Annotated in this window: 23 protein-coding genes, 2 tRNA genes and 1 pseudogene; 10 read left to right on the plus strand and 16 right to left on the minus strand. The window is 71.4% G+C overall.

Translation table 11 applies throughout. The features are described from left to right. Positions 1 to 47: 47 nt before the first annotated feature. Together ACZ63F_RS18730 and ACZ63F_RS18735 are read left to right on the plus strand one after the other, a co-directional pair. Positions 48 to 2,450, plus strand: a complete 2,403-nt coding sequence (locus tag ACZ63F_RS18730) for a ribonucleoside-diphosphate reductase subunit alpha (protein ID WP_469712271.1) — start codon at positions 48 to 50, stop codon at positions 2,448 to 2,450. Further along, on the plus strand, positions 2,450 to 3,463 hold the full coding sequence (locus tag ACZ63F_RS18735; RefSeq protein WP_469712272.1) for a ribonucleotide-diphosphate reductase subunit beta: 1,014 nt from the start codon (positions 2,450 to 2,452) through the stop codon (positions 3,461 to 3,463). The genes ACZ63F_RS18730 and ACZ63F_RS18735 overlap by 1 nt, the downstream gene beginning before the upstream one ends. On the opposite strand, the gene ACZ63F_RS18740 is transcribed toward ACZ63F_RS18735, so the two are convergent. Continuing rightward, the gene (locus ACZ63F_RS18740) at positions 3,376 to 3,630 is read right to left on the minus strand and encodes a hypothetical protein (protein ID WP_469712274.1); all 255 of its coding nucleotides are present in this window, start codon (positions 3,628 to 3,630) and stop codon (positions 3,376 to 3,378) included. The genes ACZ63F_RS18735 and ACZ63F_RS18740 overlap by 88 nt on opposite strands. A gap of 93 nt (positions 3,631 to 3,723) precedes the next feature. Between ACZ63F_RS18740 and ACZ63F_RS18745 the strand changes: the two genes are divergently transcribed. Further along, entirely contained in the window at positions 3,724 to 4,689 is a 966-nt protein-coding gene (locus ACZ63F_RS18745; protein WP_469712275.1) for a helix-turn-helix domain-containing protein, read from the plus strand. Positions 4,690 to 4,728: 39 nt separating this feature from the next. Here the strand turns inward: ACZ63F_RS18745 and ACZ63F_RS18750 are convergent, their stop codons facing one another. The 10 genes from ACZ63F_RS18750 to ACZ63F_RS18795 form a co-directional block, all read right to left on the minus strand. Beyond that, a complete protein-coding gene (locus ACZ63F_RS18750; RefSeq protein WP_469712276.1) occupies positions 4,729 to 6,108 on the minus strand; it encodes a bifunctional albaflavenone monooxygenase/terpene synthase in 1,380 nt (459 codons plus the stop codon). Further along, the gene (gene cyc1 / locus ACZ63F_RS18755) at positions 6,105 to 7,190 is read right to left on the minus strand and encodes an epi-isozizaene synthase (RefSeq protein ID WP_469712515.1); all 1,086 of its coding nucleotides are present in this window, start codon (positions 7,188 to 7,190) and stop codon (positions 6,105 to 6,107) included. Before cyc1 ends, ACZ63F_RS18750 begins: the two co-directional genes overlap by 4 nt. Positions 7,191 to 7,494: 304 nt before the next feature. After that, positions 7,495 to 8,145, minus strand: a complete 651-nt coding sequence (def, locus tag ACZ63F_RS18760) for a peptide deformylase (RefSeq protein ID WP_093499178.1) — start codon at positions 8,143 to 8,145, stop codon at positions 7,495 to 7,497. Between the two features lie 123 nt (positions 8,146 to 8,268). Then, positions 8,269 to 9,249, minus strand: a complete 981-nt coding sequence (locus tag ACZ63F_RS18765; protein WP_469712516.1) for a hypothetical protein — start codon at positions 9,247 to 9,249, stop codon at positions 8,269 to 8,271. Between the two features lie 114 nt (positions 9,250 to 9,363). Beyond that, positions 9,364 to 10,575, minus strand: coding sequence for an HD-GYP domain-containing protein (locus ACZ63F_RS18770; protein ID WP_469712518.1), 1,212 nt, complete (start codon positions 10,573 to 10,575; stop codon positions 9,364 to 9,366). Between the two features lie 116 nt (positions 10,576 to 10,691). Beyond that, the gene (locus tag ACZ63F_RS18775; protein WP_469712278.1) at positions 10,692 to 12,029 is read right to left on the minus strand and encodes an HD-GYP domain-containing protein; all 1,338 of its coding nucleotides are present in this window, start codon (positions 12,027 to 12,029) and stop codon (positions 10,692 to 10,694) included. Between the two features lie 166 nt (positions 12,030 to 12,195). Beyond that, positions 12,196 to 12,522, minus strand: a complete 327-nt coding sequence (gene rsrA, locus ACZ63F_RS18780; protein WP_469712279.1) for a mycothiol system anti-sigma-R factor — start codon at positions 12,520 to 12,522, stop codon at positions 12,196 to 12,198. Continuing rightward, entirely contained in the window at positions 12,519 to 13,202 is a 684-nt protein-coding gene (sigR, locus tag ACZ63F_RS18785) for an RNA polymerase sigma factor SigR (RefSeq protein WP_189267612.1), read from the minus strand. Before sigR ends, rsrA begins: the two co-directional genes overlap by 4 nt. 256 nt (positions 13,203 to 13,458) lie before the next feature. Further along, positions 13,459 to 14,091, minus strand: coding sequence for an alpha/beta hydrolase family protein (locus ACZ63F_RS18790; protein ID WP_469712281.1), 633 nt, complete (start codon positions 14,089 to 14,091; stop codon positions 13,459 to 13,461). 9 nt (positions 14,092 to 14,100) lie between these two features. Beyond that, positions 14,101 to 14,916: an SOS response-associated peptidase gene (locus tag ACZ63F_RS18795; RefSeq protein ID WP_469712282.1), complete on the minus strand. Its 816-nt coding sequence runs from the start codon at positions 14,914 to 14,916 to the stop codon at positions 14,101 to 14,103. A 105-nt stretch (positions 14,917 to 15,021) separates the two neighbouring features. Here ACZ63F_RS18795 and ACZ63F_RS18800 point away from each other — a divergent pair, with 105 nt between their 5' ends. The 4 genes from ACZ63F_RS18800 to ACZ63F_RS18815 all read left to right on the plus strand — a co-directional run bounded on the left by ACZ63F_RS18800 (position 15,022) and on the right by ACZ63F_RS18815 (position 18,654). After that, positions 15,022 to 15,744 (plus strand): M50 family metallopeptidase, encoded by a 723-nt coding sequence (locus tag ACZ63F_RS18800; protein ID WP_469712283.1) that lies wholly within the window; start codon positions 15,022 to 15,024, stop codon positions 15,742 to 15,744. 159 nt (positions 15,745 to 15,903) lie between these two features. After that, positions 15,904 to 17,232: a 3-phosphoshikimate 1-carboxyvinyltransferase gene (gene aroA / locus ACZ63F_RS18805; protein ID WP_469712284.1), complete on the plus strand. Its 1,329-nt coding sequence runs from the start codon at positions 15,904 to 15,906 to the stop codon at positions 17,230 to 17,232. A gap of 11 nt (positions 17,233 to 17,243) precedes the next feature. Further along, complete coding sequence (rsgA, locus tag ACZ63F_RS18810; RefSeq protein WP_469712286.1) at positions 17,244 to 18,254, plus strand: ribosome small subunit-dependent GTPase A; 1,011 nt, start codon at positions 17,244 to 17,246, stop codon at positions 18,252 to 18,254. A gap of 76 nt (positions 18,255 to 18,330) precedes the next feature. Beyond that, positions 18,331 to 18,654 (plus strand): DMT family transporter, encoded by a 324-nt coding sequence (locus ACZ63F_RS18815; protein WP_093499187.1) that lies wholly within the window; start codon positions 18,331 to 18,333, stop codon positions 18,652 to 18,654. A gap of 172 nt (positions 18,655 to 18,826) precedes the next feature. Here ACZ63F_RS18815 and ACZ63F_RS18820 read toward each other — a convergent pair whose 3' ends face one another. Then, complete coding sequence (locus tag ACZ63F_RS18820; RefSeq protein ID WP_469712287.1) at positions 18,827 to 19,435, minus strand: TetR/AcrR family transcriptional regulator; 609 nt, start codon at positions 19,433 to 19,435, stop codon at positions 18,827 to 18,829. 219 nt (positions 19,436 to 19,654) lie between these two features. Between ACZ63F_RS18820 and hisN the strand changes: the two genes are divergently transcribed. Together hisN and ACZ63F_RS18830 are read left to right on the plus strand one after the other, a co-directional pair. Beyond that, complete coding sequence (gene hisN / locus ACZ63F_RS18825) at positions 19,655 to 20,455, plus strand: histidinol-phosphatase (RefSeq protein ID WP_352363323.1); 801 nt, start codon at positions 19,655 to 19,657, stop codon at positions 20,453 to 20,455. Between the two features lie 192 nt (positions 20,456 to 20,647). Then, complete coding sequence (locus ACZ63F_RS18830; protein WP_093499189.1) at positions 20,648 to 21,040, plus strand: CBS domain-containing protein; 393 nt, start codon at positions 20,648 to 20,650, stop codon at positions 21,038 to 21,040. Positions 21,041 to 21,101: 61 nt separating this feature from the next. Here ACZ63F_RS18830 and ACZ63F_RS18835 read toward each other — a convergent pair. After that, positions 21,102 to 21,263 (minus strand): annotated as a pseudogene (locus ACZ63F_RS18835) (catalase-related domain-containing protein); the annotation flags it as partial. 181 nt (positions 21,264 to 21,444) lie between these two features. Between ACZ63F_RS18835 and ACZ63F_RS18840 the strand changes: the two are divergent. Next, positions 21,445 to 21,864 carry a Fur family transcriptional regulator gene (locus tag ACZ63F_RS18840; protein WP_469712290.1) on the plus strand — a complete coding sequence of 140 codons (420 nt, stop codon included), beginning with the start codon at positions 21,445 to 21,447 and terminating at the stop codon, positions 21,862 to 21,864. Positions 21,865 to 22,028: 164 nt separating this feature from the next. Here ACZ63F_RS18840 and ACZ63F_RS18845 read toward each other — a convergent pair. From ACZ63F_RS18845 to ACZ63F_RS18855, 3 genes are all read right to left on the minus strand, one after another. Then, positions 22,029 to 22,102 (minus strand) — tRNA-Met (locus tag ACZ63F_RS18845). Between the two features lie 83 nt (positions 22,103 to 22,185). Beyond that, on the minus strand, positions 22,186 to 24,027 hold the full coding sequence (locus tag ACZ63F_RS18850; RefSeq protein WP_469712291.1) for a tetratricopeptide repeat protein: 1,842 nt from the start codon (positions 24,025 to 24,027) through the stop codon (positions 22,186 to 22,188). 273 nt (positions 24,028 to 24,300) lie between these two features. Then, positions 24,301 to 24,374 (minus strand) — tRNA-Met (locus ACZ63F_RS18855). Positions 24,375 to 24,472: the final 98 nt, after the last annotated feature.

The raw sequence follows: 24,472 nt of genomic DNA on the forward strand, positions 1-24,472 counted from the left end.
CCCCCTGCCCTCCGCCAGGCCCCGTGCCCAGCGAGGGAGAGCCCCACGTGACCATCGCGCCAGCCGACCCGGCTTCAGCGGCCGTTTCCGGGGAATCCGCGGCATCCGCAGCATTGGCGGCATCCGTGGAAGGGGACGGTCCTGGTACCGCGTTGCTGCGGACCCTGACCGAGCTGACCGCCGACCTCCCCGACGCCGACCCCGGCCGGGTCGCCGCCGCCGCGTTGCGCGGCCGGTCGGCGCGGGCCGACGAGGCGGAACTGCGCGAGCTGGCCACCGAGGCCGCCGCCGGTCTGATCTCGGAGGACCCCGCCTACTCGCGGCTGGCCGCGCGTCTGCTCACCGTCTCCATCCGCGCCGAGGCCGCCTCGCAGGGCGTGACGTCCTTCACCGAGTCCGTCGCGGTGGGGCACCGCGAGGGCCTCATCGCCGACCGGACCGCCGAGTTCGTCCGGCTGCACACGGCCCGCCTCGACGCGCTCGTCGACCCGGCCGCCGACGACCGCTTCGGCTACTTCGGCCTGCGCACGCTGCACAGCCGGTACCTGCTCCGGCACCCGATCACCCGTCGCGTGATCGAGACGCCCCAGCACTTCATGCTCCGGGTCGCCGCCGGTCTCGCCGAGGACGACACCGTCAGGTCGGTGGACGAAGTGGCCGCGCTCTATGGGCTCATGAGCCGCCTCGACTACCTCCCGTCCTCCCCGACCCTCTTCAACTCCGGCACCCGGCACCCCCAGATGTCGTCCTGCTACCTCCTCGACTCCCCGAAGGACGAGCTGGACTCGATCTACGACCGCTACCACCAGGTCGCCCGGCTCTCCAAGCACGCCGGCGGCATCGGTCTGTCGTACAGCCGCATCCGGTCCCGCGGGTCGCTCATCCGGGGCACCAACGGGCACTCCAACGGCATCGTGCCGTTCCTGAAGACGCTGGACGCCTCGGTCGCCGCCGTGAACCAGGGCGGCCGGCGCAAGGGCGCGGCCGCGGTCTACCTGGAGACCTGGCACTCCGACATCGAGGAGTTCCTGGAGCTGCGCGACAACACCGGTGAGGACGCCCGCCGTACCCACAACCTCAACCTCGCGCACTGGGTCCCTGACGAGTTCATGCGCCGGGTGAACGCGGACGAGCCGTGGTCGCTGTTCTCCCCCGCCGACGTGCCGGAACTCGTGGACCTGTGGGGCGACGAGTTCGACGCGGCGTACCGCAGGGCCGAGGCCGCCGGGCTGGCCCGCAAGACCGTCCCGGCCCGTGACCTGTACGGCCGGATGATGCGGACCCTCGCGCAGACCGGCAACGGCTGGATGACGTTCAAGGACGCGGCCAACCGCACCGCCAACCAGACGGCCACCCCCGGCCACGTCATCCACTCCTCCAACCTCTGCACGGAGATCCTGGAGGTCACGGACGACGGCGAGACGGCCGTGTGCAACCTGGGGTCGGTGAACCTCGGCGCCTTCGTCGACACGGCGACCGGTGGCATCGACTGGGAGCGGCTCGACGACACCGTGCGCACCGCCGTCACCTTCCTCGACCGGGTCGTGGACATCAACTTCTACCCCACCGAGCAGGCCGGCCGGTCCAACGCCAGGTGGCGGCCGGTGGGGCTGGGCGCCATGGGCCTCCAGGACGTCTTCTTCAAGCTGCGGCTGCCCTTCGACTCCGCCGAGGCGAAGGCGCTGTCCACCCGGATCGCCGAGCGGATCATGCTCGCCGCGTACGAGGCCTCCGCCGACCTCGCCGAGCGCAGCGGCCCGCTGCCGGCCTGGGAGAAGACCCGCACCGCGCGGGGGGTGCTGCACCCCGACCACTACGGCGTCGAGTTCACCTGGCCCGAGCGCTGGGCGGCACTGCGCGCGCGGATCGCGACGACCGGCCTGCGCAACAGCCTGCTGCTCGCCATCGCCCCCACCGCCACCATCGCCTCGATCGCGGGCGTCTACGAGTGCATCGAGCCGCAGGTCTCGAACCTCTTCAAGCGCGAGACGCTGTCCGGTGAGTTCCTCCAGGTCAACTCCTACCTGGTGCAGGACCTCAAGGACCTCGGCGTCTGGGACGCCCGCACCCGCGAGGCGCTGCGCGAGGCCAACGGCTCGGTGCAGGACTTCGTCTGGATCCCCGAGGACGTGCGCGATCTCTACCGCACCGCCTGGGAGATCCCGCAGCGCGGCCTGATCGACATGGCCGCCGCCCGCACCCCGTACCTGGACCAGGCCCAGTCCCTGAACCTGTTCCTGGAGACGCCGACCATCGGCAAGCTCTCCTCGATGTACGCGTACGCCTGGAAGTCGGGCCTGAAGACGACGTACTACCTGCGCTCGCGCCCGGCGACCCGGATCGCCCGCGCCGCCCGGGCCCAGGCCACCATCCCCGTCCAGCAGGCGGCCCCCGAAGACGCCGTCGCCTGCTCCCTGGAAAACCCCGAGTCCTGCGAGGCCTGCCAGTAATGACCGCCCAGAACAAGAACCTGCTCGACCCCGGCTTCGAGCTGACTCTCCGCCCGATGCGCTACCCCGACTTCTACGAGCGCTACCGGGACGCCATCAAGAACACCTGGACCGTGGAGGAGGTCGACCTCCACTCCGACGTCGCCGACCTCGCGAAGCTGTCCCCGATGGAGCAGCACCTGATCGGCCGGCTGGTCGCGTTCTTCGCGACCGGCGACTCGATCGTGGCGAACAACCTGGTGCTGACGCTGTACAAGCACATCAACTCCCCCGAGGCGCGGCTCTACCTGAGCCGGCAGCTGTTCGAGGAGGCCGTGCACGTCCAGTTCTACCTGACGCTCCTGGACACCTACCTGCCCGACCCGGAGGACCGCGCGGCCGCCTTCGCGGCGGTCGAGAACATCCCCTCCATCCGCGAGAAGGCCGAGTTCTGCTTCAGGTGGATGGACTCGGTGGAGAACCTGGACCGCCTGGAGTCCCAGGCCGACCGCCGCCGCTTCCTGCTCAACCTCATCTGCTTCGCCGCGTGCATCGAGGGCCTGTTCTTCTACGGAGCCTTCGCGTACGTCTACTGGTTCCGCAGCCGGGGCCTGCTGCACGGTCTCGCCACGGGCACCAACTGGGTGTTCCGTGACGAGACGATGCACATGAGCTTCGCGTTCGACGTGGTGGACACCGTCCGCAAGGAGGAGCCGGAGCTCTTCGACGACGAACTGCGGCAGCAGGTCACCGACATGCTCCGGGAGGCCGTCGAGGCCGAGCTGCAGTTCGCCCGTGACCTGTGCGGCGACGGCCTGCCCGGCATGAACACCGACTCGATGCGCCAGTACCTGGAGTGCGTCGCCGACCAGCGCCTCGGCCGCCTTGGCTTCGCCCCGGTGTACGGCTCGGAGAACCCGTTCTCCTTCATGGAGCTGCAGGGGGTTCAGGAGCTGACGAACTTCTTCGAGCGCCGCCCGTCCGCGTACCAGGTGGCGGTGGAGGGCACGGTCGACCTGGACGAGGACTTCTGAGCCTTCCCGGGCTTCTCCCGGTCCCCGCGGTCCTCATGGGCCTCCCTGATCTGCCGGTCGATGCGCCTGTCGCGCAGGACGCCGAGCACGGACGGGAGGGCCATGAGGACCAGGATGCCGAGGACCAGGACCATTCCGACGAGACCTTCGATCTGGTTTCCGTTCATGGACACCACTGTCGCGCCGCAGACTCCTTACCGTGAGTGGCAGCACTGCCACACACCCTCGAATTACTGCCAGCCACGAGGCACACTGGCAGCATGCTGAAGAACGTGGCCACGGTGCTCCTCGACGGTGTGCACCCCTTCGAGCTCGGGGTGGTCTGCGAGGTCTTCGGCCTCGACCGCTCCGACGAGGGGCTTCCGGTGTACGACTTCGCGGTGGTCTCGGCGGAGGGTCCCGCGCTCGGCACCCACGTGCCCGGCCTCACCGTCTCGACGCCGTACGGCCTGGACCGACTCGAAGAGGCCGATCTGATCGCGGTGCCGGCCTCGGACGCCAACGTCACGAGGGAGCACCCGCCCGAGCTGCTCGACGCGCTGCGCCGGGCGGTGGACCGCGGCGCCAGGGTGCTCAGCGTCTGCTCCGGCGTCTTCGTGCTCGGCGCGGCCGGGCTGCTGGACGGGCGCCGGTGCGCCGTGCACTGGCGGCACGCGGACCTGCTGGCCCGCCGCTTCCCCCGCACGCGGGTCGAGCCGGACGTGCTGTACGTCGACGAGGACCCGGTGATCACCTCGGCCGGCACCTCGGCCGGCATCGACGCCTGCCTGCACATCGTGCGCAAGGAGCAGGGCCCCGAGATCGCCACGAAGATCGCCCGGCGGATGGTGGTGCCCCCGCACCGGGACGGCGGCCAGGCCCAGTACATCGAGCGCCCGCTGCCCGAGGGCCCCTGCGACACGGTCGGCGAGGTGCTGGCCTGGATGACGGAGCACCTTGACGAGGAGGTCACCGTCGAGCAGCTGGCCGCCCGCGCCCTGATGGCCCCACGCACCTTCGCCCGCCGCTTCCAGCAGGAGACCGGCACCACGCCGTACCGCTGGATCCTGCGGCAACGGGTACTGCTGGCACAGGAGTTGCTGGAGGGGACGGACGAGACGATGGACGCCATCGCGGGCCGGACCGGGTTCGGGACGGCGGCCGCACTGCGGCACCAGTTCGTGAAGTCGCTGGGTACGACGCCGAACGCCTACCGGCGCGCGTTCCGGGGCCCGCAGGCCGCCTGAGCGCGCGCCGGTATCAGGCGTGGTCCGCCGGCCGGCGGGTCACCAGGGCACGGGTGTGAGGAGCAGCCGCTGCGGGCGCAGGGTGATGCCCACCCGGGTGGTGTCGTCCGACCCCGCGACCGGCTCGAAGCGGTACTTGGCACACAGGGCCGCCGTGATCAGGCTGAGCTGGGTCATGGAGAAGTGGTCGCTGGGGCACTTGCGGTTGCCGACGCTGAAGGGGCTCATGGCGTACTTGGGCACGTCCGCCGCCCGCTCCGGCAGCCAGCGGTCCGGGTCGAAGTCGAGGTGCCCGGCGTAGGAGTGCGGGTCGCGCTGGACGGCGTACGGGCTGTAGACGATGTCGGCCCCGGCCGGAATGCGATAGCCACCGAGCTCGGTGTCGGTCTTGGCCCGCCGGGTCAATATCCATACGGCCGGCCGCAAACGCATCGCCTCGACGACGACATTGTTGGTGTGCGTGAGCCGGCGAACGTGCTCAAAACCAACCGGCTGACCGCCCGTCACGGATTCGACCTCGGCCCGAACCTTCTCGGCGTGTTCGGGGTGTTCGGCGAGGACCTGGAGCAGCCACATGATCGTGGAGGCGACTGTTTCGCTGCCGGGGGTGAGTATCGCGACCACCTGGTCGTGGATCTCCTGTTCCCCGATGGGGTCGCCATTCTCGTCCTTCGCCGCGAGCAATGCCGTCAGCAAATCGTCCGGCTTTTGACCAGATGCCCGGCGCTCGGCGACGATCTCGTCGACGAGGAGATGCAAATCGGCCAGCGCGCGGTTGAATTCACGGTTGGCCGGCAACGGCAGCTTGTACAGCGGGCCGAGTGGTACGACCATCCGCCGGTACATACCGCGGAAGACGCTCGCAAGGTCGACGCTGAGCCGCTCGGCGCGCTCGTCCATGTACTCGCCGCGCAGCAGGCAGCGGGCGGCGATCCGGACGGCGACCCGGAAGGACTCCGAGGTGCAGTCGACGGTGGCGCCGGGCTGCCAGCGTTCGGTCAGCGCGTGCGCCTCCTCCTCCATGACCGGCCCGTACGCGGGGATCGCGGAGAGGTTGAACGCGGGCTGGATGGTGCGGCGCTGGCGCCGGTGACGGGGGCCGTTGGCGGTGGCGACGCCCTCCTTGCCGAGCAGTCCCTCCAGGGACTCCCACAGCGGGCCCGCGATGATGAAGTCGGGGTTCAGGGCGAGGGCGCCGGTGAGTTCGGGGGTGGTGACGGCGTAGACCTCCTTGGGGCCGAGCCTGAGGCGCACCATGTCGCCGTGGGCGCGCAGCCGGGTCATGAAGGCCAGCGGGTCGCGGGCCAGCCGCCAGCCGTGCCCGAGGACCGGCACACCGCCGCCGGCCAGGGGCGGTTCGCGCAGTTCACCGTGTGCGGAAGCCTCCGCGGTCGCGGGCTTCACGGACTCGACGGTCATTTCTCACCTGCCGCTTCGTTGTTGACGTACGGGGGCGTGGACCGGTCGTCCCAGCTGTCGACCATGTAACGGCCGGATTCGTGGTGGAACCAGTAGACGGAACTGAACCAGTTCCGCATGTTGCCGACGCAGGCCGTGACGGCGGCGCCGATTTCCTTTCCCTGCACGGTGCCGTCGTCGAGTTCCTCGGCGAACCGCAGTGCGGTCCGCTCGGCGGCCAGGAATTCGCTGATGCATTCCTCGACGCGTCGCCTGACTTCCTCGACGGCCTGCTCCAGGCTCATTCCCTCATGGGTGACGAGACTGATTCCGAGGTTGTGCACCTCGTCGCCCGCTATTTCCTTCGGCAGCGAACAGAGGTCGTTGTACCAGGCGGCGAATTCCTGGCTGAGCAGCGCCGGCCGGCGGTACGCGGGGTTTTTCCGCACGGCATCCGGGAGTTCGGTCCCGGCGCTCGGCTCCAGCAGGTCCGTCCATATCCAGTGGGCGAAGGTGAGGCGCCGAAGGGCCAGGTATTCCTCGACCCCGGGAACGTATCCCGAGGTGCGGTTGCGGAACTCGCGGTCGTAGGCCTCGATCACCTCGTGGAAGTGCCGGGCGAACCGCCGGTTCCAGGTCCCGGGCAGGAACGTGTACAACCGCGCGATGCTGTCGGCGAACCCGGCGACCAGGGTGTCCGGGTGGTGCAGATGGTGCTGGGGCGCGTCGAGGGCCGCGTGCAGCCGGAACCGCAGCCGTCGCCAGTCGGCCGACCGGCCGTGCACGACGTCACGGTCGTGCCGGTCGTCCCAGACGAAGAACCAGGCGCTGTAGTCGCATATCGCCTGGATGACCTCGTCGGACGCGCCCAGGTAGTACCCCGCCATGAGGTCGGTGTAGCAAAGACCGTCGGCATATTCCCGCACCTTGTCCGCCGGCATCAGCCGCTTTTCCAGCAGCCAGAGGCGCGTCTTCTCCTGTAGCCGTGGCCAAAACGGATGCAGTTGCCGGGGAAACTCGGCCTCGATCACCGGGAGGGCGAGTTGCGGTGGGACCGCGACCGCCGTCGGCGTCGATGTGGTGCTGTGTGAGAAAGCATGCACGAACAAACCCCTCTCAGCCGAGCCAGGTGCGCACGCCCCTCCCGCTGTGCCGGGCGTGCGCCGTTGCGTATCCCCGCAGTTACTATTCAGCACCACAACTGACCGGTCTGGGAACGGATTTGCTTCACTCACTACCCCACAGTGCCGAGAATCTCCCCTTGTGTGACTGATTAGGGTTCGCTAGGGGTGCACAAAGGATCGAATGTACGACGCACAGACGAGCGAGCCTGACCGAACATGACGAACGCCTGGTCGGAACAGGCCCGACCAGGCGTCACAACTGTCCTGCAGCGCTCCCCGGGTATCAGTCGTTGGCGACCACGGGGTAGCGAGGCTCGTTCTCGGCCATCTGCCGCAGCGCGTCCTTGCGCTCACGCTTGGAGAGCCGGTCGATGTACAGGTAGCCGTACAGGTGGTCGGTCTCGTGCTGCAAACACCGAGCGAAGTAACCGGTGCCACGCACCTTGATCGGGTTGCCCTTCTCGTCCTGCCCGGTGACCTCGGCGTAGTCGGGCCGGGCGAGCGGGGCGTAGGCGGTGGGCACCGACAGGCACCCCTCGTTGCTGTCGTCCAGCCGCCGCTTGTCGGCGGGCAGGTCGACCAGCTTCGGGTTGCACACCACGCCGACGTGCCGGGCGCCCTCGTCGTCCTGGCAGTCGTAGACGAAGACCTTCAGGTCGACGCCGATCTGGTTGGCGGCGAGGCCGACGCCCTCGGCGGTCCGCTGGCTGGCGAACATGTCGGCGACGAGCTGGTCCAGCTCCGCCCCGAACTCGGTGACGTCCTTGCACTCCTTGTGCAGCACCGGGTTCCCGACGACGGTGATGGGCCGCGACGTCCCCCGCTCACGCCAGGCGTTCTCGCGCTCCTCGGTCCCCTCGGTGTCGACGACGAACCCCTCGTCATCCACGGGGAGCACGCCCGCGTGCTGCTGATCGGTGTCCTGCTGCGCCATGACCGACGTAAGCCTTCCTAGGTAAAGCGGGGGGGATGTTGCAGGTACAGGGTACGTGTCTGCTTTTGGGGGCGCGGGGAACTGCGCGATCAGCCCCCACGCAGCCGCACTCGAAACACGACCTCAGCAGACCTCTTCCAGATCCCGCCAATCCCTGGAATCCGGACTGTCCGCAACCCACCCGTCCAGCAACCCCCGCACCAGCGAGGCCGGCGCAGCGATCCCGCACTCCCGCTCCGGCACCCACAGCTGCCCGTCCGTCCGGTGTCCCAGCGGCCCAGGATGCCCCGGCTCACTGTGGTCGTGGGGATCGAGATGCACCCCGTCACCCTCGTCCGACGGCATCCGTGACTCCGAGCACATCCGGCACAGCAGCCGCACCGAGGACGACCAGTCCTCCGCCGCGAACCCCGCGTCCCCCGCCAGCTGCTCCAGCGCGTCCCGGTCCGCCTCCGTCGCCGCCTCGAGGAGCACCACCCACGTCGGCACCGGCGACGGCGCCCACAGCTCGATCTCGTCGAAGACGGGGTACGCGTGTCCGGTCGCCGTGGTCCGCTCGCCGTGCGGCACCCCGTCGTGCAGGACCACCTCGCCCCAGCGCCGCCCGGACGAGGGAAGCGGGATGGACTGCACCTCGATACGGGCGGGGTCAAGGCGCCGCCCCCACACCACCTCGGCCTCCCCCTCCGGGGACAGCCGCACCGCGGCACTGCCCAGGTCCATGCCGTCCGGCTCAGCGGCTGCGGTGGCCCCTCCCGGCACCCGCAGCCCGTACGCCTGCCAGGCCCGCCGCGCCAGCGGCCAGTCCTGCAGCGCGGTCGCCGCGATGCCCACGTTCCACCAGTCGGGCGCCCCGGTCTCCCGGTCGAGGAGGGCCACCGCACGCAGCCCGGCGGCCCGTGCCTGCTCCCAGTCGTGCCGGAACTTGTGCAGCAGGGCGAGGTTGAACCAGGACTCCGACAGCCAGGGCTCCAGGTCGGCTGCGCGCGTCAGCAGCTCGCCCGCGTCCTCGTACCGGCCGTCGCCGATCAGCGTGAACGCGCGGTCGGTGGCCTGCCGCCAGGAGGCGGAGGGCCGGTGCCGTCCCTTGCCGAAGATCCTCACGATTCCCGCCTGCCAGTTCCAGTTCCGCACAGTGGGCTGGCTTGTGCCCCCGGACATCACCCTCTCCCTCGCATCCAACCACGTACGACGGGAGCGCCGCTCATTACCCATGGGTTACCCAGCCGCGCGCAAGGTCAGACAGTCTCTGGAGAGCACGCGGGCCAGGGACTCCACAACCTCCGGAGCGTAGTCCCCAGCGGTCGCCAGCCGTAACTCCTCCAGTGCCGTCAGCGGACCGCCGGGCCCGGAATCCCGGGCCTTCTCCTCGTACGCGTTGACGGTCCGCACGATCCGCGCGGCGACCGGCTGCTCCCGGTAGGGGTCGGCCTGCCGCTCCACGACCACCGCGACCGCCGCGGCCACCCCGGTCTGCCGTACGACGGCTCCGCCGAGCAGGGCTATCCGCCGCTGCTCCGCCGCCGGCAGCCCCGCGGTGGCCCCGGCGGGCACCGGGTCGACGAGGCTGAGCTGGCCGATGTCGTGCATGAGCGCCGCGTACTCCAGCACGGTGAGCTCCGCTGCGGACAGCCCCAGGTCCCGCCCGACGGCCTGGCTCAGCGCGGCGACCCGGCGGGCGTGCCCGGCCGGGGTGTACCCGGCTATCTCGGTGGCGCGGGCCAGGGAGGCGATGGTCTGCCGGTAGGTGTCCCGGACGGCCGCGTACCGGCGCAGGGAGAGCTGGGTGAGAAGAAGGGGCAGGCAGAACACGGGCAGCGCCCACAGCCCGACGACGGCGACGGCCAGTGCCATCACGGCCCCGGTGGCGCAGACCGCGGACCCGATGCCGAGCAGCCCGCGCAGCTCGTCCCGCAGCAGCGGCCCGAACGGCCACCCCGTCCGCGCGTGGGCCTGCGCGGCGGCGAGCACCGCGTCGCACAGCGCGGTGAGCACCAGGAGCGCGACGAGCAGCAGGGCGTACGCCGGTCCGCCCCAGTGCTCCAACGCGCCCCTGCGGTAGAGGGGTTGGTAGCAGACGGCGGCGAAGCCGACGGTGAGGACGCGGCGGGTGAGGTGGTCGAGGGTGGGGCGCCGGCCGTCGGCTATGTGCGGGACGTTGCCGAGCAGCGAGGCCGCGCAGACGACGGTGACGACCTGGAAGGCCCCGTCGTGCGAGGCGACCCCGGCGTCGGCGCCGAGCAGGGCGTAGGCGAGGCCGCCGGCGGCGCCGAGCGGGGCGGCCTCCCGTACCTCGGCGCCGGTCCAGCGGGCCCACTCCCCGACACCGACGAGCACACCGAAGGCGAGGGCGATGCCGCGGTCGTCGAGGCCTTCCCAGAGGGTGCCGGTGAGACAGCCGAGGGCGAGGAGCAGGGCGGCGAGCCGGATGGACCCGAGCGCGGCGGGACGGCCGGAGCGAAGGGCCGCGGCCGGACCGGCGAGACCGCCGCCACGGCCACTGGCGCCGCCCGCCGGTCCCGGGGCGAACGCCGGGGCGCCGGACGTCACGGGGCGCCTCGTCCGGCGCCCGCACGGTCACCGTTCGGCGGACCGGAGAGGGCCGGGCCGGGCGGGTCCGCCGGGTCCGGTGACTGTCCGTCGGCGGTGACCGCCGGGTGCCAGCCGTGTCGGGCCAGCGCTCGCGCCAGGGCGTCGACGATCCCCGCGTCGAAGTGCCGTCCCGCGCACCGCCGTAGCTCCGCCACGGCGGCCGCCACGGGCCGGGCCCTGCTGTAGGAGCGCGTCGACGTCATCGCGTCGAAGGCGTCGGCGACGGCCACCACGCGCGCGGACTCCGGGATCTGGCCGCCCGCGAGTCCGTAGGGGTAGCCGCTGCCGTCGATGCGCTCGTGGTGGTGAAGGATCGCCGCGCGGGCCTCGCCGAGGAAGGAGATCCCGCGCACCATCTCGTGGCCGTACTCGGGGTGCAGTTCGATGATTTGCCGCTCCTCCGGGGTGAGCGGCCCGTTCTTGCGGAGCAGCCGGGTGGGGACGCCCAGCTTCCCGACGTCGTGGAGGATGCCGGCGAAGCGGAGCACCTCCACCCGGTCGTCGGCCATGCCCAGTTCGCGCGCGATCATCACGGAGGCCTGTCCGACCCGCTCGCTGTGCCCGCGGGTGTACCCGTCCTTGATGTCGACGGCCTGGACGAGCGCACGGATGGTGGCCTGGTGGGCGGCGCGCTCCCGGTGGTACTGGGCGAACACCCACCAGGAGACGCACATCGGCAGCAGGACCAGCAGGGCCGCGACGGGACCGTAGGGGCTGCGCCAGAGCACGGCCATCATCAGCCCGGCCAGCCCGTGCACCCCGACCGGGGCGAGGGAGCGGGAGAGCAGGCCGCGCCAGGCCCGGCGGACCGGGACCCGCTCGGCGACCGCGAGGATGCCGCCGTCCAGCAGCGCGAGCACGGCGCAGAAGGCCAGTACGGCCGCGGCGCAGGGCAGCAGCGCGTACGGGAAGTCGCAGCCCACCACCGAGTCCCGGCCGCCCAGCGCCCCGTGCACGCGCCCCGCGCCCCACACGGCGAGCGCGAGCTCGGCGGCGCGCCAGGTCCGGCGCAGCGCCTGCGGCCGTTGCTCGGTACGGGAGAGCAGCGCACCGGGCAGGGGGACGAGCGCGGCGGCCGGCGGTGACAGGAGGAAGGCACCGGCGAGCAGGACCGGGTAGAAGGTGCCGCCGAGACGGCGCCGTACGACGTGCTCGCAGGCCGCGTAGAGCGCGGCGAGGAGGGCGACGGCCCACCAGGGCGTACCCGGACCGGGCAGCGGCAGCAGACAGAACAGAGCGGCGAGGGCGACGCAGGTCACGTACGCGCGTACCCGTACCGGGACCGCCTCCATCTCGCCCCTCCCCCGACCATGCCTGTCCAGGCTCCGGAGCCTAGGGCGGGAGCCGGCGGGTCCGGGGGCTCATGACCGGAGGATTAGCACGTTCGGGTGATGGGACACCGGGGCGGGAACCGCTCGGCGGTGCCGACCCGGCACCGCTGCCGCGGTCGGCGCCCGGTCAGCTCTCCGGCGTGACCGGTGCGGGCTCGGCGGACCGGGTGGCCGTGACGTCGTGGTCCGGGACGGCCTGTCCCGAGCGGATCAGGTCCAGCCGCCCCAGCACCTTGGCCCGCAGGTCGATGGGTACGTCGTCATGCCCGCAGCACCGCTTGACCAGCTTCTTCACGGCCTCCTCCAGCCCGTACTTCTCCAGGCAGGGGGAGCACTCGTCGAAGTGCTGCTTGAACTTGACGCGATCGACGTCCGGCATCTCACTGTCGAGGAACTCGTAGAGATGATCGAGTACCTCACTGCAGTCCGTCTCGTGCGGCTCTCCGCAGCTCATGAGCCCGAGCCTTTCGCTTCGTTCGACTCTCCGGCGCCGGCCGGGACGAGCCCGCGCTCACGCGCGTAGTCCTCCAGCATGCCGCGCAGTTGACGGCGGCCCCGGTGCAGCCGGGACATCACCGTACCGATGGGTGTCCCCATGATGTCCGCGATCTCCTTGTACGCAAAGCCCTCTACGTCGGCGAGGTAGACGGCGATGCGGAATTCCTCGGGGATCGCCTGCAGCGCTTCCTTCACGTCCGAGTCCGGAAGGTGGTCGAGCGCCTGCGACTCCGCGGAGCGCAGGCCCGTCGACATGTGCGACTCGGCACGCGCGAGCTGCCAGTCCTCGATCTCCTCGGCCGCGGAGCGCTGGGGTTCGCGCTGCTTCTTGCGGTACGAGTTGATGAAGGTGTTGGTGAGAATGCGGTACAGCCAGGCCTTCAGGTTGGTGCCCTCACGGAACTGGTGGAAGGACGCGTACGCCTTGGCGTAGGTCTCCTGCACCAGGTCCTCGGCGTCGGCCGGGTTGCGCGTCATGCGCAGTGCGGCCGAGTACATCTGGTCGAGGAATTCGAGCGCGTCCCGCTCGAAGCGCGCGGTGCGCTCCGACGTCGACTCCGCGCTGACGCCCTGGCCCTCGGGCAGCTCCGCCTGGCCGTTGTCGGTCCCTGCGTCGGTACCGGTGACCGGACCCACCTCCTCAAGATCCCGGGCAGGACCGAAACCGATCCCACTCGTCTCGGAGGATAGAACACGACCCGTGCCTGCCGCCGCTCGAATAGGAGCGGTCTTGGCCGCGTGCAGCACCGTCCAGTCCAGGTCAGCGCTGCTGCTACGGCTCGGGCAGATGGTCGAACCCATGCGGCGGACTTCCTCTCGTTCGGCGTCGGCGCTGGTGCCCCAGCACTTCTGTCCGCCTCAACAGTGGTCCGCCGCGCAACATTCCCGGGCGTCACCCGAGTGACGCGGTCCATGCGACGACCGCGTCCGTGATGATGGTCACTGCCTGTTCCGGCGCGATCCCCGCCTTTTTGGGCACCGCGAAACCGTGATCCCCGTACGGCACCTCGACGAGTTCGTACGCCCCCTTCGGGAACTCGGCCGGCTTCCCGAAGGGGTCGTTCCCGCCCTGCACGACGAGCGTGGGCACCCCGGCCCCGAGCAGTTCCCCGGCCCGCGACTTCTCCGGCTTGCCGGGCGGGTGCAGCGGAAAGCTGAGCGCGAGGACGGCGGCGGCGCCCAGCTCCGTCGCCGTGCGGCAGGCGACCCGGGCTCCGGCGCTGCGGCCGCCGGACACCACCGGCAGCCCCGGCGCGGCGAGCGCGGGCCACACCCCGCACCAGCCGACGTCGAGCGTCTTCGGCGCGGGTGCGAGCTTCTTCCCGGCGACCCGCCAGGGCTGCTCGACGAGCGCGACGGTCACGCCGTGCTCCGGCAGGACCGCTGCGATCCCCTGGAGATCCCGCGCCTCGATGCCGCCGCCCGCGCCGTGGCCGACGGCGAGCACCAGCCGCGCCTTCTCCGCCTCGTGCCAGGTGATGCGGGCGTCCCCCGCCTCCGTACCGACGATCTTCGCTGTGGTCACGTGAGAAGGCTAGAAGAGCGTGCCCTCTTCGGGCCCCTCCAGCTCCTTCAGCAGCTCCGGGCTGTTGTTGCGGACGTTGCTGACCGCCGTGGAGACCGGGTAGGCCCGCATCAGCCCCTCCGGCGGCGGGGCGAGCAGCGAGCGCAGGTCCTCGACGTCCGTGCGGGCCGGGTCGAGCCAGGCGTCCCAGCGGTCCGGGGTCAGCATCAGCGGCATCCGGGGGTGGATGTCGTGCAGCGACCGCGGCCCCTCGGCGGGCGCCACGGCCAGCGGCGAGGTCTCCGCCTCCGTGGTGATCACCGAGCACGTCACCCACCAGGCCAGCGGGTGCTCGTCGGGCAGCGTCCGGTCCCGCCAGAACTCGTACAGCCCGGCCATCGCGAACACCGAGCCGTCGGCGGGGAGCACGAAGTACGGCTGCTTGCGCGGCCGCTTCTTCTTCCCCTCGACCTCCAGGTCCCGCTCCTGTGGGGCGGTGACCCACTCGTAGTAGCCGTCGGCGGGCAGGATGCAGCGGCGGGTGGCGAAGGCGCGGCGGTACGACGGCTTCTCGTGCACGGTCTCCGCGCGCGCGTTGATCATCCGGGCACCGCCCTCGGGTGTCTTGGCCCAGGACGGCACGAGCCCCCACTTGAGCTTGCGCAGCTGGCGAACCGGACGGGGGTCCTCGGCGTCTTTCACCGGACGGTCGAGGACGGCGTAGACCTCCTTGGTCGGAGCCACGTTGTAGTCGGGCTCCAGGGTCTCCTCGGGCTCCCACTTCTCTACTTCAAAGATTCCTGCGAGATCCTCGGGCCCACGACTGGATGCATACCGTCCGCACATACGTGCAACACTGCCAGGCCCGCCCGTCACCCGACCACCACCCCCCGACGACGGCGCCACGCGCCGACACCTTTCGGACTGACCAATGGGAGTAACCGCCGCACCATGGACAGCCTCGCCGCCCTCGCACTGCCCGACCTCTGGGACCGGCTGACGGGTACCCAGTCCGATCCCGATCTGTGGGTGGTGCTCGCGACCCTGGCCGCCGCGGTCGCGGTGGTCGTCCCGCACAACCTGTGGCGGATATCCCGCAACGCCATCACGATCGCCCACGAGGGCGGTCACGGTCTGACCGCCCTGCTCACCGGCCGCCGGCTGACCGGCATCAGGCTGCACTCCGACACCAGCGGCCTCACGCTCAGCCGGGGCAAGCCGCACGGCATCGGCATGATCCTCACGGCCGCGGCCGGCTACACCGCTCCCCCGCTGCTCGGCCTCGGCGGCGCGGCCCTGCTCGGCGCCGGCCGCATCACCCTGCTGCTCTGGCTCGCCACGGCCCTGCTGATCGTGATGCTGGTGATGATCCGCAACGCGTACGGCGTCCTGACGGTCTTCCTCACGGGCGGCACCTTCCTGCTGGTGTCCTGGCTGGCCGGACCGCAGGTGCAGGCGGCGTTCGCGTACGCCGTGGTGTGGTTCCTGCTGCTGGGCGGAGTCCGCCCGGCCTTCGAACTCCAGGCGAAGCGCTCCCGCGGCGGCGCGGGCGACTCGGACGCGGACCAGCTGTCGCGACTGACCCACCTCCCGGCGGGCGTATGGCTGTTCCTCTTCCACACGGTGTCCCTGTGCTCGCTGATCGGCGGGGGACGCTGGCTGCTCGGGATGTGATGCTCGCCCCGAAGGGGCGGCCTCACAGGGGCGCGGGGAACTGCGCGACCAGCCCCACGGCGCGAACCCGACCACCGCTCCTTCCCGAAGCGGCGCCGCACCCGGCCACCGGCCGCCCGCCCACCAGCTCACATCGCCCCCTGCCACTAAAGTGACCCCATGGCCGCAAACCCCACCGCACCAACCGCCCTCTGGCCCGCCCCCACCGCGCGCGGAGCCGTCGACGCCACGGTTCACGTGCCGGGGTCCAAGTCGGTCACCAACCGCGCCCTCGTCCTCGCCGCCCTCGCCTCCGAACCCGGCTGGCTGCGCCGCCCCCTCCGCTCCCGCGACACCCTGCTGATGGCCGGCGCCCTGCGCGCGATGGGCGTCGGCATCGACGAGGGCGTCGGCCCCGACGGCTCCGGCGAGGCCTGGCGGGTGCTCCCCGCGGGCCTGCGCGGCCCCGCCACCGTCGACGTCGGCAACGCCGGCACGGTGATGCGCTTCCTGCCCCCCGTCGCCACCCTCGCCGCAGGCGACGTCCGCTTCGACGGCGACCCCCGTTCGTACGAGCGCCCCCTGCACGGCGTGATCGACGCCCTGCGCGTCCTCGGCGCCCGGATCGACGACGACGGCCGCGGCGCGCTCCCCCTCACCGTCCACGGCAGCGGCGCCCTGGACGGCGGCACGGTCTCCATCGACGCCTCGTCCTCCTCCCAGTTCGTGTCGGCCCTGCTGCTCTCCGGCCCGCGCTTCAACCAGGGCGTGGAGGTCCGCCACACCGGCCGGAGCCTTCCCTCCCTCCCGCACATCCGGATGACCGTCGACATGCTGCGCGCGGTCGGCGCCCAGGTGGACACCCCCGAGTCGGGCGGCGAGCCGAACGTCTGGCGGGTCACGCCCGGCGCCCTGCTGGGCCGCGACCTGACCGTCGAGCCGGACCTGTCGAACGCCCAGCCCTTCCTCGCCGCGGCCCTGGTGACGGGCGGCCGGGTCGTGATCCCGGACTGGCCGTCCCGGACCACCCAGCCGGGCGACCGGCTGCGCGAGATCTTCACCGAGATGGGCGGTTCCTGCGAACTGACCGAGTACGGCCTGGAGTTCACCGGCTCGGGCCGGATTCACGGCATCGACGTCGACCTGGGTGACGTCGGCGAGCTGACCCCCGGCATCGCGGCGGTCGCCGCCCTCGCGGACACCCCCTCCACCCTGCGCGGGGTCGCCCATCTGCGGCTGCACGAGACGGACCGGCTGGCCGCGCTGACCAAGGAGATCAACGAACTCGGCGGCGACGTCACCGAGACCGCCGACGGCCTGCGCATCCGCCCGCGCCGGCTGCACGGCGGCGTCTTCCACACGTACGAGGACCACCGCATGGCGACGGCCGGTGCGATCATCGGCCTGGCGGTGGCCGACGTACAGATCGAGAACGTGGCGACGACGGCGAAGACCCTGCCGGACTTCCCCGACCTGTGGACCGGGATGCTCGGGAGCGACGGGGCGTAGGGGCGTACGACATGCGCCGCTACGGCAAGCACACCGACGAGGACGACATCCGCTCCCGCCCCAACCGCAAGGGCAACCGGCCGCGGACCAACATCCGCCCCAAGCACGAGGACGCGGCCGAGGGGATGGTCCTCACCGTCGACCGGGGGCGGCTGACCTGTCTGGTCGAGGACCGCACGATCCTGGCGATGAAGGCCCGCGAGCTGGGCCGCAAGGCCGCGGTGGTCGGCGACCGGGTGGCCCTGGTCGGCGACCTGTCCGGCAAGAAGGACACCCTCGCCCGGATCGTGCGCATCGAGGACCGCTCGTCCGTGCTGCGGCGCACCGCCGACGACGACGACCCGTTCGAGCGGGTGGTCGTCGCCAACGCCGACCAGCTGGCGATCGTCACCGCCCTGGCCGACCCCGAGCCCCGCCCGCGCCTGATCGACCGCTGCCTGGTGGCGGCCTACGACGGCGGTCTCACCCCCCTGCTGGTCATGACCAAGGCGGACCTGGCCCCGCCGGACAAGCTCCTGGAGCTGTACGGCGACCTGGAGATCCCCTACGTGGTCACGAGCCGCGAGGAGCTGGCGGCGGGGGAGGCCGCCCGCCGGGTCCGGGACCATCTCGACGGCAAGATCACGGCGTTCGTCGGCCACTCCGGCGTCGGAAAGACCACGCTGGTGAACGCGCTGGTCCCGGAGGACCGCCGCCGTACGACCGGTCACGTCAACGCGGTGACCGGCCGCGGCCGCCACACCACCACGTCGGCCCTGGCGCTCCCGCTCTCCGACGACGAGGGCTGGGTCGTCGACACCCCGGGCGTCCGCTCCTTCGGCCTGGCCCACATCGACCCGTCCCGCGTGATCCACGCCTTCCCCGACCTGGAGCCCGGGACCGTGAACTGCCCGCGCGCGTGCAGCCACGACGAGCCGGACTGCGCGCTGGACGAGTGGGTCGCGGAAGGCCACGCGGACCCCGCCCGCCTGTACTCGCTGCGGCGGCTGCTGGCGACCCGGGACCGCAAGGAAGGCGACTGACCACCGGGGTGTTTGTCATGACCGGAGTTCGGTAAGTGCATAATCGCACCGAGCTGGACATACGGGAGGACAGCACATGGCGTGGCTGCTGGTGATCGTGGCCGGGATCCTGGAGACCGGCTTCGCCGTGTGCCTCAAGCTCTCCCACGGCTTCACCCGACTATGGCCGACGATAGCCTTCGCCTCCTTCGCCCTGGGCAGCTTCGGCCTCCTGACCCTGTCCCTGAAGAAGCTGGACGTCGGCCCGGCCTACGCGGTCTGGACCGGTATCGGCGCGGCGGGCACCGCCATCTACGGCATGGTCTTCCTCGGCGACCTCGTCTCCACCCTGAAGATCATCTCCATCAGCCTGGTGATCGCGGGAGTAATCGGCCTCCAGCTCTCCGGCTCCGCCCACTGAAGCGCGCTGCAAGGGGCGCGGGGCCGTATCTCATATGCGGCACCGCCGCGCAGGCGCGACCAGCACTTCACAACCCACAGCACGACGGCCCCACCCAAGGGGCGCCGGGAACTGCGCGACAAGCCCCCACCCAGGCGCGGCCGAGACACGACCCGCACCACCCCGGCCTCCCTCACACCGGCTGCCGGTAGAGCGCCCCGCGCACCAGCTCCGCCACTCCGCCCTCCCCGGGTGGCGCCGCGACACACGACAACGCCAGCCGCACCACCAGCTCGCACGACCGGGTCAGCTCGCCGTTCCCGTTCCCGTGGCCGGCCCCCGCCCCCGCCAGCACCGTCACCGCCCGGTCCCGCACGATCTGCACGAAGTCCCCGGGAGAGGGCAACGGCCCGTCCGCCCGCCGCTGCGCCGGCACCGCCGACGACGACGGCACCGCGGACAGCGTCGGCGACGGCAACCGCTCGCTCCAGCACCCCGTGAGCATCGCCCGTACCAGCACGTTCTCCCGGGCCGCCACCGCCATCCACTCGGCCGTCGCCGTCAGGCGTTCCCGCGCCTCGGCATGACTCACCAACGCCCGTTCCACACCGGCGAGATACCCGTCGGCCTCCCTGCGCACCAGCGCCCGCGCCAGGCCTTCCTTGCTGCCGAACTCGTTGTACAGCGTCTGCCGGGACACCCCGGCCGCGGCCGCCACGTCGACCATCCGCACGGCAGCCCACGGCCGGCGCGCGAGCGCAGCGTACGCGGCGTCCAGAAGGGATTCCCGGGCTGCAGGCATCATCGCCTCCCTGGGGCGAGCGACTCTGCGCCCAGATTTGACGCGCACGAATCGACTGTCAAGGGTTCGCGAAGGCACCGGGGGGCGCCTTCGGCCAACACGCGCGGGCGCGCCGCAGGCGTACCGGAGGCCAACCCAGGTCACCACCCGATCACTTGCCCGCATCACCGGGCCTCCCTTGGTAGCCCCGCGCCCATCCCGACAGATACCGTTCGTCACATGCCGGACTACCTCGATGACCTGCGCCTCGCCCACGTGCTCGCGGACGCTGCCGACGCCGTGACCATGGACCGCTTCAAGGCGCTCGACCTCAAGGTCGAGACCAAGCCGGACATGACCCCGGTGAGCGAGGCGGACAAGGCCGCCGAGGAACTGATCCGCGGCCAGTTGCAGCGCGCCCGGCCGCGGGACGCGATCCTCGGCGAGGAGTACGGCATCGAGGGCACCGGCCCGCGCCGCTGGGTGGTCGACCCGATCGACGGCACGAAGAACTACGTTCGCGGCGTCCCGGTCTGGGCGACCCTGATCTCCCTGACGGAGGCGGGCGAGGGCGGCTACCAGCCGGTCGTCGGCCTGGTCTCCGCCCCCGCGCTCGGCCGCCGCTGGTGGGCCGCGAAGGGCCACGGCGCCTTCACCGGCCGCAGCCTGTCCTCGGCGACCCGCCTGCACGTCTCCCGTGTCTCCAAGCTGGCCGATGCCTCCTTCGCGTACTCCTCGCTCGGCGGCTGGGAGGAGCGCGGACAGCTGAACGGCTTCCTGGACCTCACCCGCGAGGTGTGGCGCACGCGCGCGTACGGCGACTTCTGGCCGTACATGATGGTCGCCGAGGGGTCCGTGGACATCTGCGCCGAGCCGGAGCTGTCCCTGTGGGACATGGCGGCCAACGCGATCGTGGTGACGGAGGCCGGGGGCACCTTCACCGGCCTCGACGGCCGGCCGGGCCCGCACAGCGGCAACGCGGCCGCATCCAACGGACTGCTCCACGACGAGCTGCTGTCGTACCTCACCCAGCGTTACTGAAACGGTCTTCTGAGGCACAACGGGCCCAATCGGGCTCACTGACCCCTTCACATATGAGCGCGTGCGCCCTCAATTGGCTGCGCGCACCCCCTTGTTGACCCGCGCTTTACCTGCCACCCTGAGAGAACCCTCACTTGTGCATTTGTGAATCGCTGAACTATCCGGCGATTTCCCTAGGAGGTGGCACCTTCCATGCTCGTCCGTGACGCCATGAGCACCGTGGTTCTCACCGTCGGCCCCGCCCACACCCTCCGCCAGGCAGCCGCCCTGATGTCCGCGCGCCGCGTGGGCGCGGCGATCGTCCACGACCCGGACGCAGGCGGCATCGGGATCCTCACCGAACGCGACATCCTCAACTCCGTGGGCCTCGGCCAGAACCCCGACACCGAGCCCATCCACGCCCACACCACCAACGACGTCGTGTTCGCCACCCCGACCTGGACGCTGGAGGAGGCGGCCCGGGCGATGGCCCACGGCGGCTTCCGTCATCTGATCGTCCTGGACGGCGGTGAACCGGCTGGCATCGTCTCGGTCCGTGACATCATCCGCTGCTGGGCCCCTGCCCGGCAGCCCGTCTCCGCATGATCGAGGCGGCGCCGCACGGGCAGCGCCCGCACAGGTGCCGCCCCGAACCGCAACCGTCTGTTCAGAGGCGAAGGGGGCGCAGGGCCTGCACCGCGACCTCCAGTCGCTTGCCGAAGTCCTCGTCGGCCGGGCGGAAGTTGCCCATGGCGCGCTCGGCGATGCCGTCGCGCGACACCTTGGCGATGAAGCCAGCCAGGTTCCCGACCAGCCGCTCCTGCTCGTCCGGGACATCAGGCATGCCGGGCATGAAGTGCGCCGGGGAGAAGACCAACTGCTCGACCTCGCCATTCCTGTCACTTTCCTGGCCCTGAATCCGATCCCATATTGGACTTAGTCCAAGTTGAGCAAGGTTCCAAAGTCACACCTGTTCGGAAAAAGGAGGCCCTGCTGTTAGGCTGAATGCCATGAGTGACCTTCTGGAACGGCTGCGTGGACGCGGATGGCGGATGACCGCGCAGCGACGCGTCGTGGCCGAGGTACTCGACGGCGAGCACGTCCATCTGACGGCCGACGAGGTCCACGCCAGGGCCGTGGTCAAGCTTCCCGAGATCTCCCGGGCGACCGTCTACAACACGCTGGGTGAGCTGGTCTCGCTCGGCGAGGTCGTCGAGGTCTCGACGGACAAGCGCGCCAAGCGGTACGACCCGAACGCGCACCGTCCGCACCACCACCTGGTCTGCGCACGCTGCGGCTCGATCCGCGACGTCCACCCGACCGGCAACCCGATGGCCGACCTTCCCGTCTCGGAGCGGTTCGGCTTCACGGTCTCCGACGTCGAGGTGACGTACCGCGGCCTGTGCCCGGACTGCGCGGCGGCCGTCTGACGGTCGAAACGAGCGTCACCGAAGGCCCCGGCGCCCATGACGAGCGCCGGGGCCTTCGTCATGCCCGGACGTACCCGGGCTCGGCCGTACCCGGGATCGGCCTCACCCGGGCAGAAACACCGAGGGCCGGAATCCGTTTCCGGATTCCGGCCCTCGGCCTTCAGTAGCGGGGACAGGATTTGAACCTGCGACCTCTGGGTTATGAGCCCAGCGAGCTACCGAGCTGCTCCACCCCGCGTCGATGAACAGAACACTACGTGAGGGACACGGACAGAAGCAAATCAATACCGGCGACCGCACCTGACCTGCGGGAACACCGACCTATGCCGACAGCTCCTCCCGGAGGGCGTCCCGAAGCCGCCCGGCCCGCTGGGTCACCTCAGCCGGTCCCAGCGCCACCGCCCGGTCGGCCCACTGCTGCCCGACCGCGAGCTCGCCACGACGCGCGTAGACCAGGGCGAGCCGCAACGCCGCCCGCCCGTGCCCCGCGTCGGCGGCCCGCTCCCACCACACGGCCGCCTCCGGCTCGCTGCCCTCCCTGGCCAGCAGCAGCCCGAGGTTGAACGCGCCGTTGCGCGACCCGGCCTCGGCCGCCGCCCGGTACCAGCGCGCCGCCTCCACCACGTCACCGCGCGCGGCGGCCAGCATCCCGACCCGCACCTGGGCCCGCCGGTGCCCCTGCATGGCGGCCCGCTCGTACCACTCCTCGCACTCGGTCTTCACGTTCAGGGACGACTCCCCGAGCTCGTGCTCGGACACCGACGGCCGGCGTGCGTCGAGGACGGCGGCGAGCCGGTAGGCGGCCTCGGCACTGCCGCCGCCCGCCGCGCACCGCAGATGACGCTCGGCGGCCGCCTCGTCGCCCTCACGGAGCCGGGCGATGCCGACCTGGAGGGCGGCCTCCGTGTGCCCGGCGGCTGCCGCCCGCTCGTAGCAGCGCAGCGCGACCCGGTCCTCGCCGCGCCCGGCGTAGAGGATCCCGAGGTTGAACGCGGCGTCCACGCTCCCCGCCTCCGCGGCCTTGGAGAACCACGGCTCGGCGCCGCTCGCGTCGCCGACCTGCAACAGCAGGACGGCGAGCGCGTTCGCGGCCTCGCGGTGCCCGGCGTACGCGGCCCGCCGGTACCACTGCTCGGCCTGCGCGGTCCGCCCCTGCTCGGCGCAGAGCAGCGCGAGGTTGTACGCCCCGTTGTCGTCGCCTGCGTCCATCGCCGCCCGGTACCAGCGCTCGGCGGTCTGCGTCTCGCCACGCTCGGCGTGCAGCGCGCCGAGCGCGTTCGCCGCGTTGCCGTCGCCGTCCTGGGCGGCCCGCAGCCACCACACGGCGGCGCTCTCGATGTCCCCGGCGTCGCGCAGCAGGAAGCCGAGCGCGCAGGCGGCCCGGGCCTCGCCGTCCTTGGCGGAGGTCAGGTACCAGCGCCCGGCCTCCTTGAGCTCGCCGCGCTTCTCCAGGATCGCGCCGAGGTGCAGCGCGGCCCGCCGGTGGCCGCGGGCGGCGGCCTGCCGGTACCACTGCTCGGCCTCGGCGGCCTCCGCGTCCGCCGCGGCGGCCTCTGCGCCGGCACCGTCGTCCGCCCCGGTGCCGTCCTCGCGTGCGGCCGCTCTGCGGTCGAGCGCGCGCGCCAGCCGGTAGGCCGCCTCCCGGTGCCCCCGCTCGGCGGCGGCCCGCATCCAACGTCCGGCGTCCGGGTCCCCCCGGTGCTCCAGCAGGTCGGCCAGCGCGTAGGCGCCGAGCGCGTGGCCCTGTTCGGCGGACTGGCGCAGCCAGTACTCGGCGGCGGGTTCGTCGCCGCGTTCGCGGTGGTGGCGGCCCAGCGCGTGGGCGGCGGCCGCGGATCCGGCGACGGCGGCGATCCGCCACCAGCCGGCCGCCTCCTCGGGGTAGCCGCGCTGGTGCAGCAGGACCCCGAGGTTGTTGGCGGCGGCCCGGTCGCCGGCGGCGGTGGCCGCGCGCAGCCGGGGCTCGGCTCCGTCGAGGTCGCCGCGGCGCAGCAGCATGGCGCCGAGCACACTCATCGACTCGACGTCACCGGCCTCGGCCTGGATCCGGTGACGTGCCTCCTCAGCGGCCTCGGCGGCCTCGTCGCGGGTCGGCTCCTCGCCCGAAGGCTGCACAAATCGCCCCGTCTCGAACAGAGTTGCCTTGTCCCCCATAACGTCCATCGTCGCACCACCTGCAACCTGGGTACACCACGTATACCGCAGACCGTGAGGTCACTTCAGCGTTTTGTCGACATGCCCACAGAACGACAAGTCAAACACATCTCCCTCAACTCCCCACAGCGGCGCGGCGACCCGGTCCACCGGTACATGCGTTCGCCGCCCGTCCGGACACCAGGGCGCCGCCCGGCCGGACACCGCGGGCCGTTTGGCGGTCCGTCCACGCGCACGCGCGAAGGCCCGGATCCCAAAGAGGATCCGGGCCTTCGACTTCAGTAGCGGGGACAGGATTTGAACCTGCGACCTCTGGGTTATGAGCCCAGCGAGCTACCGAGCTGCTCCACCCCGCGCCGTTGTGTGGAAACCGTATCACGGCGCGGGCCGGGCTTGATCACCAACTCTTGATCACCGGCTTTTGATCACCGGCTCTTGATCAGAGCTCCTGGTC

Source organism: Streptomyces sp. NPDC104761, assembly GCF_055583445.1.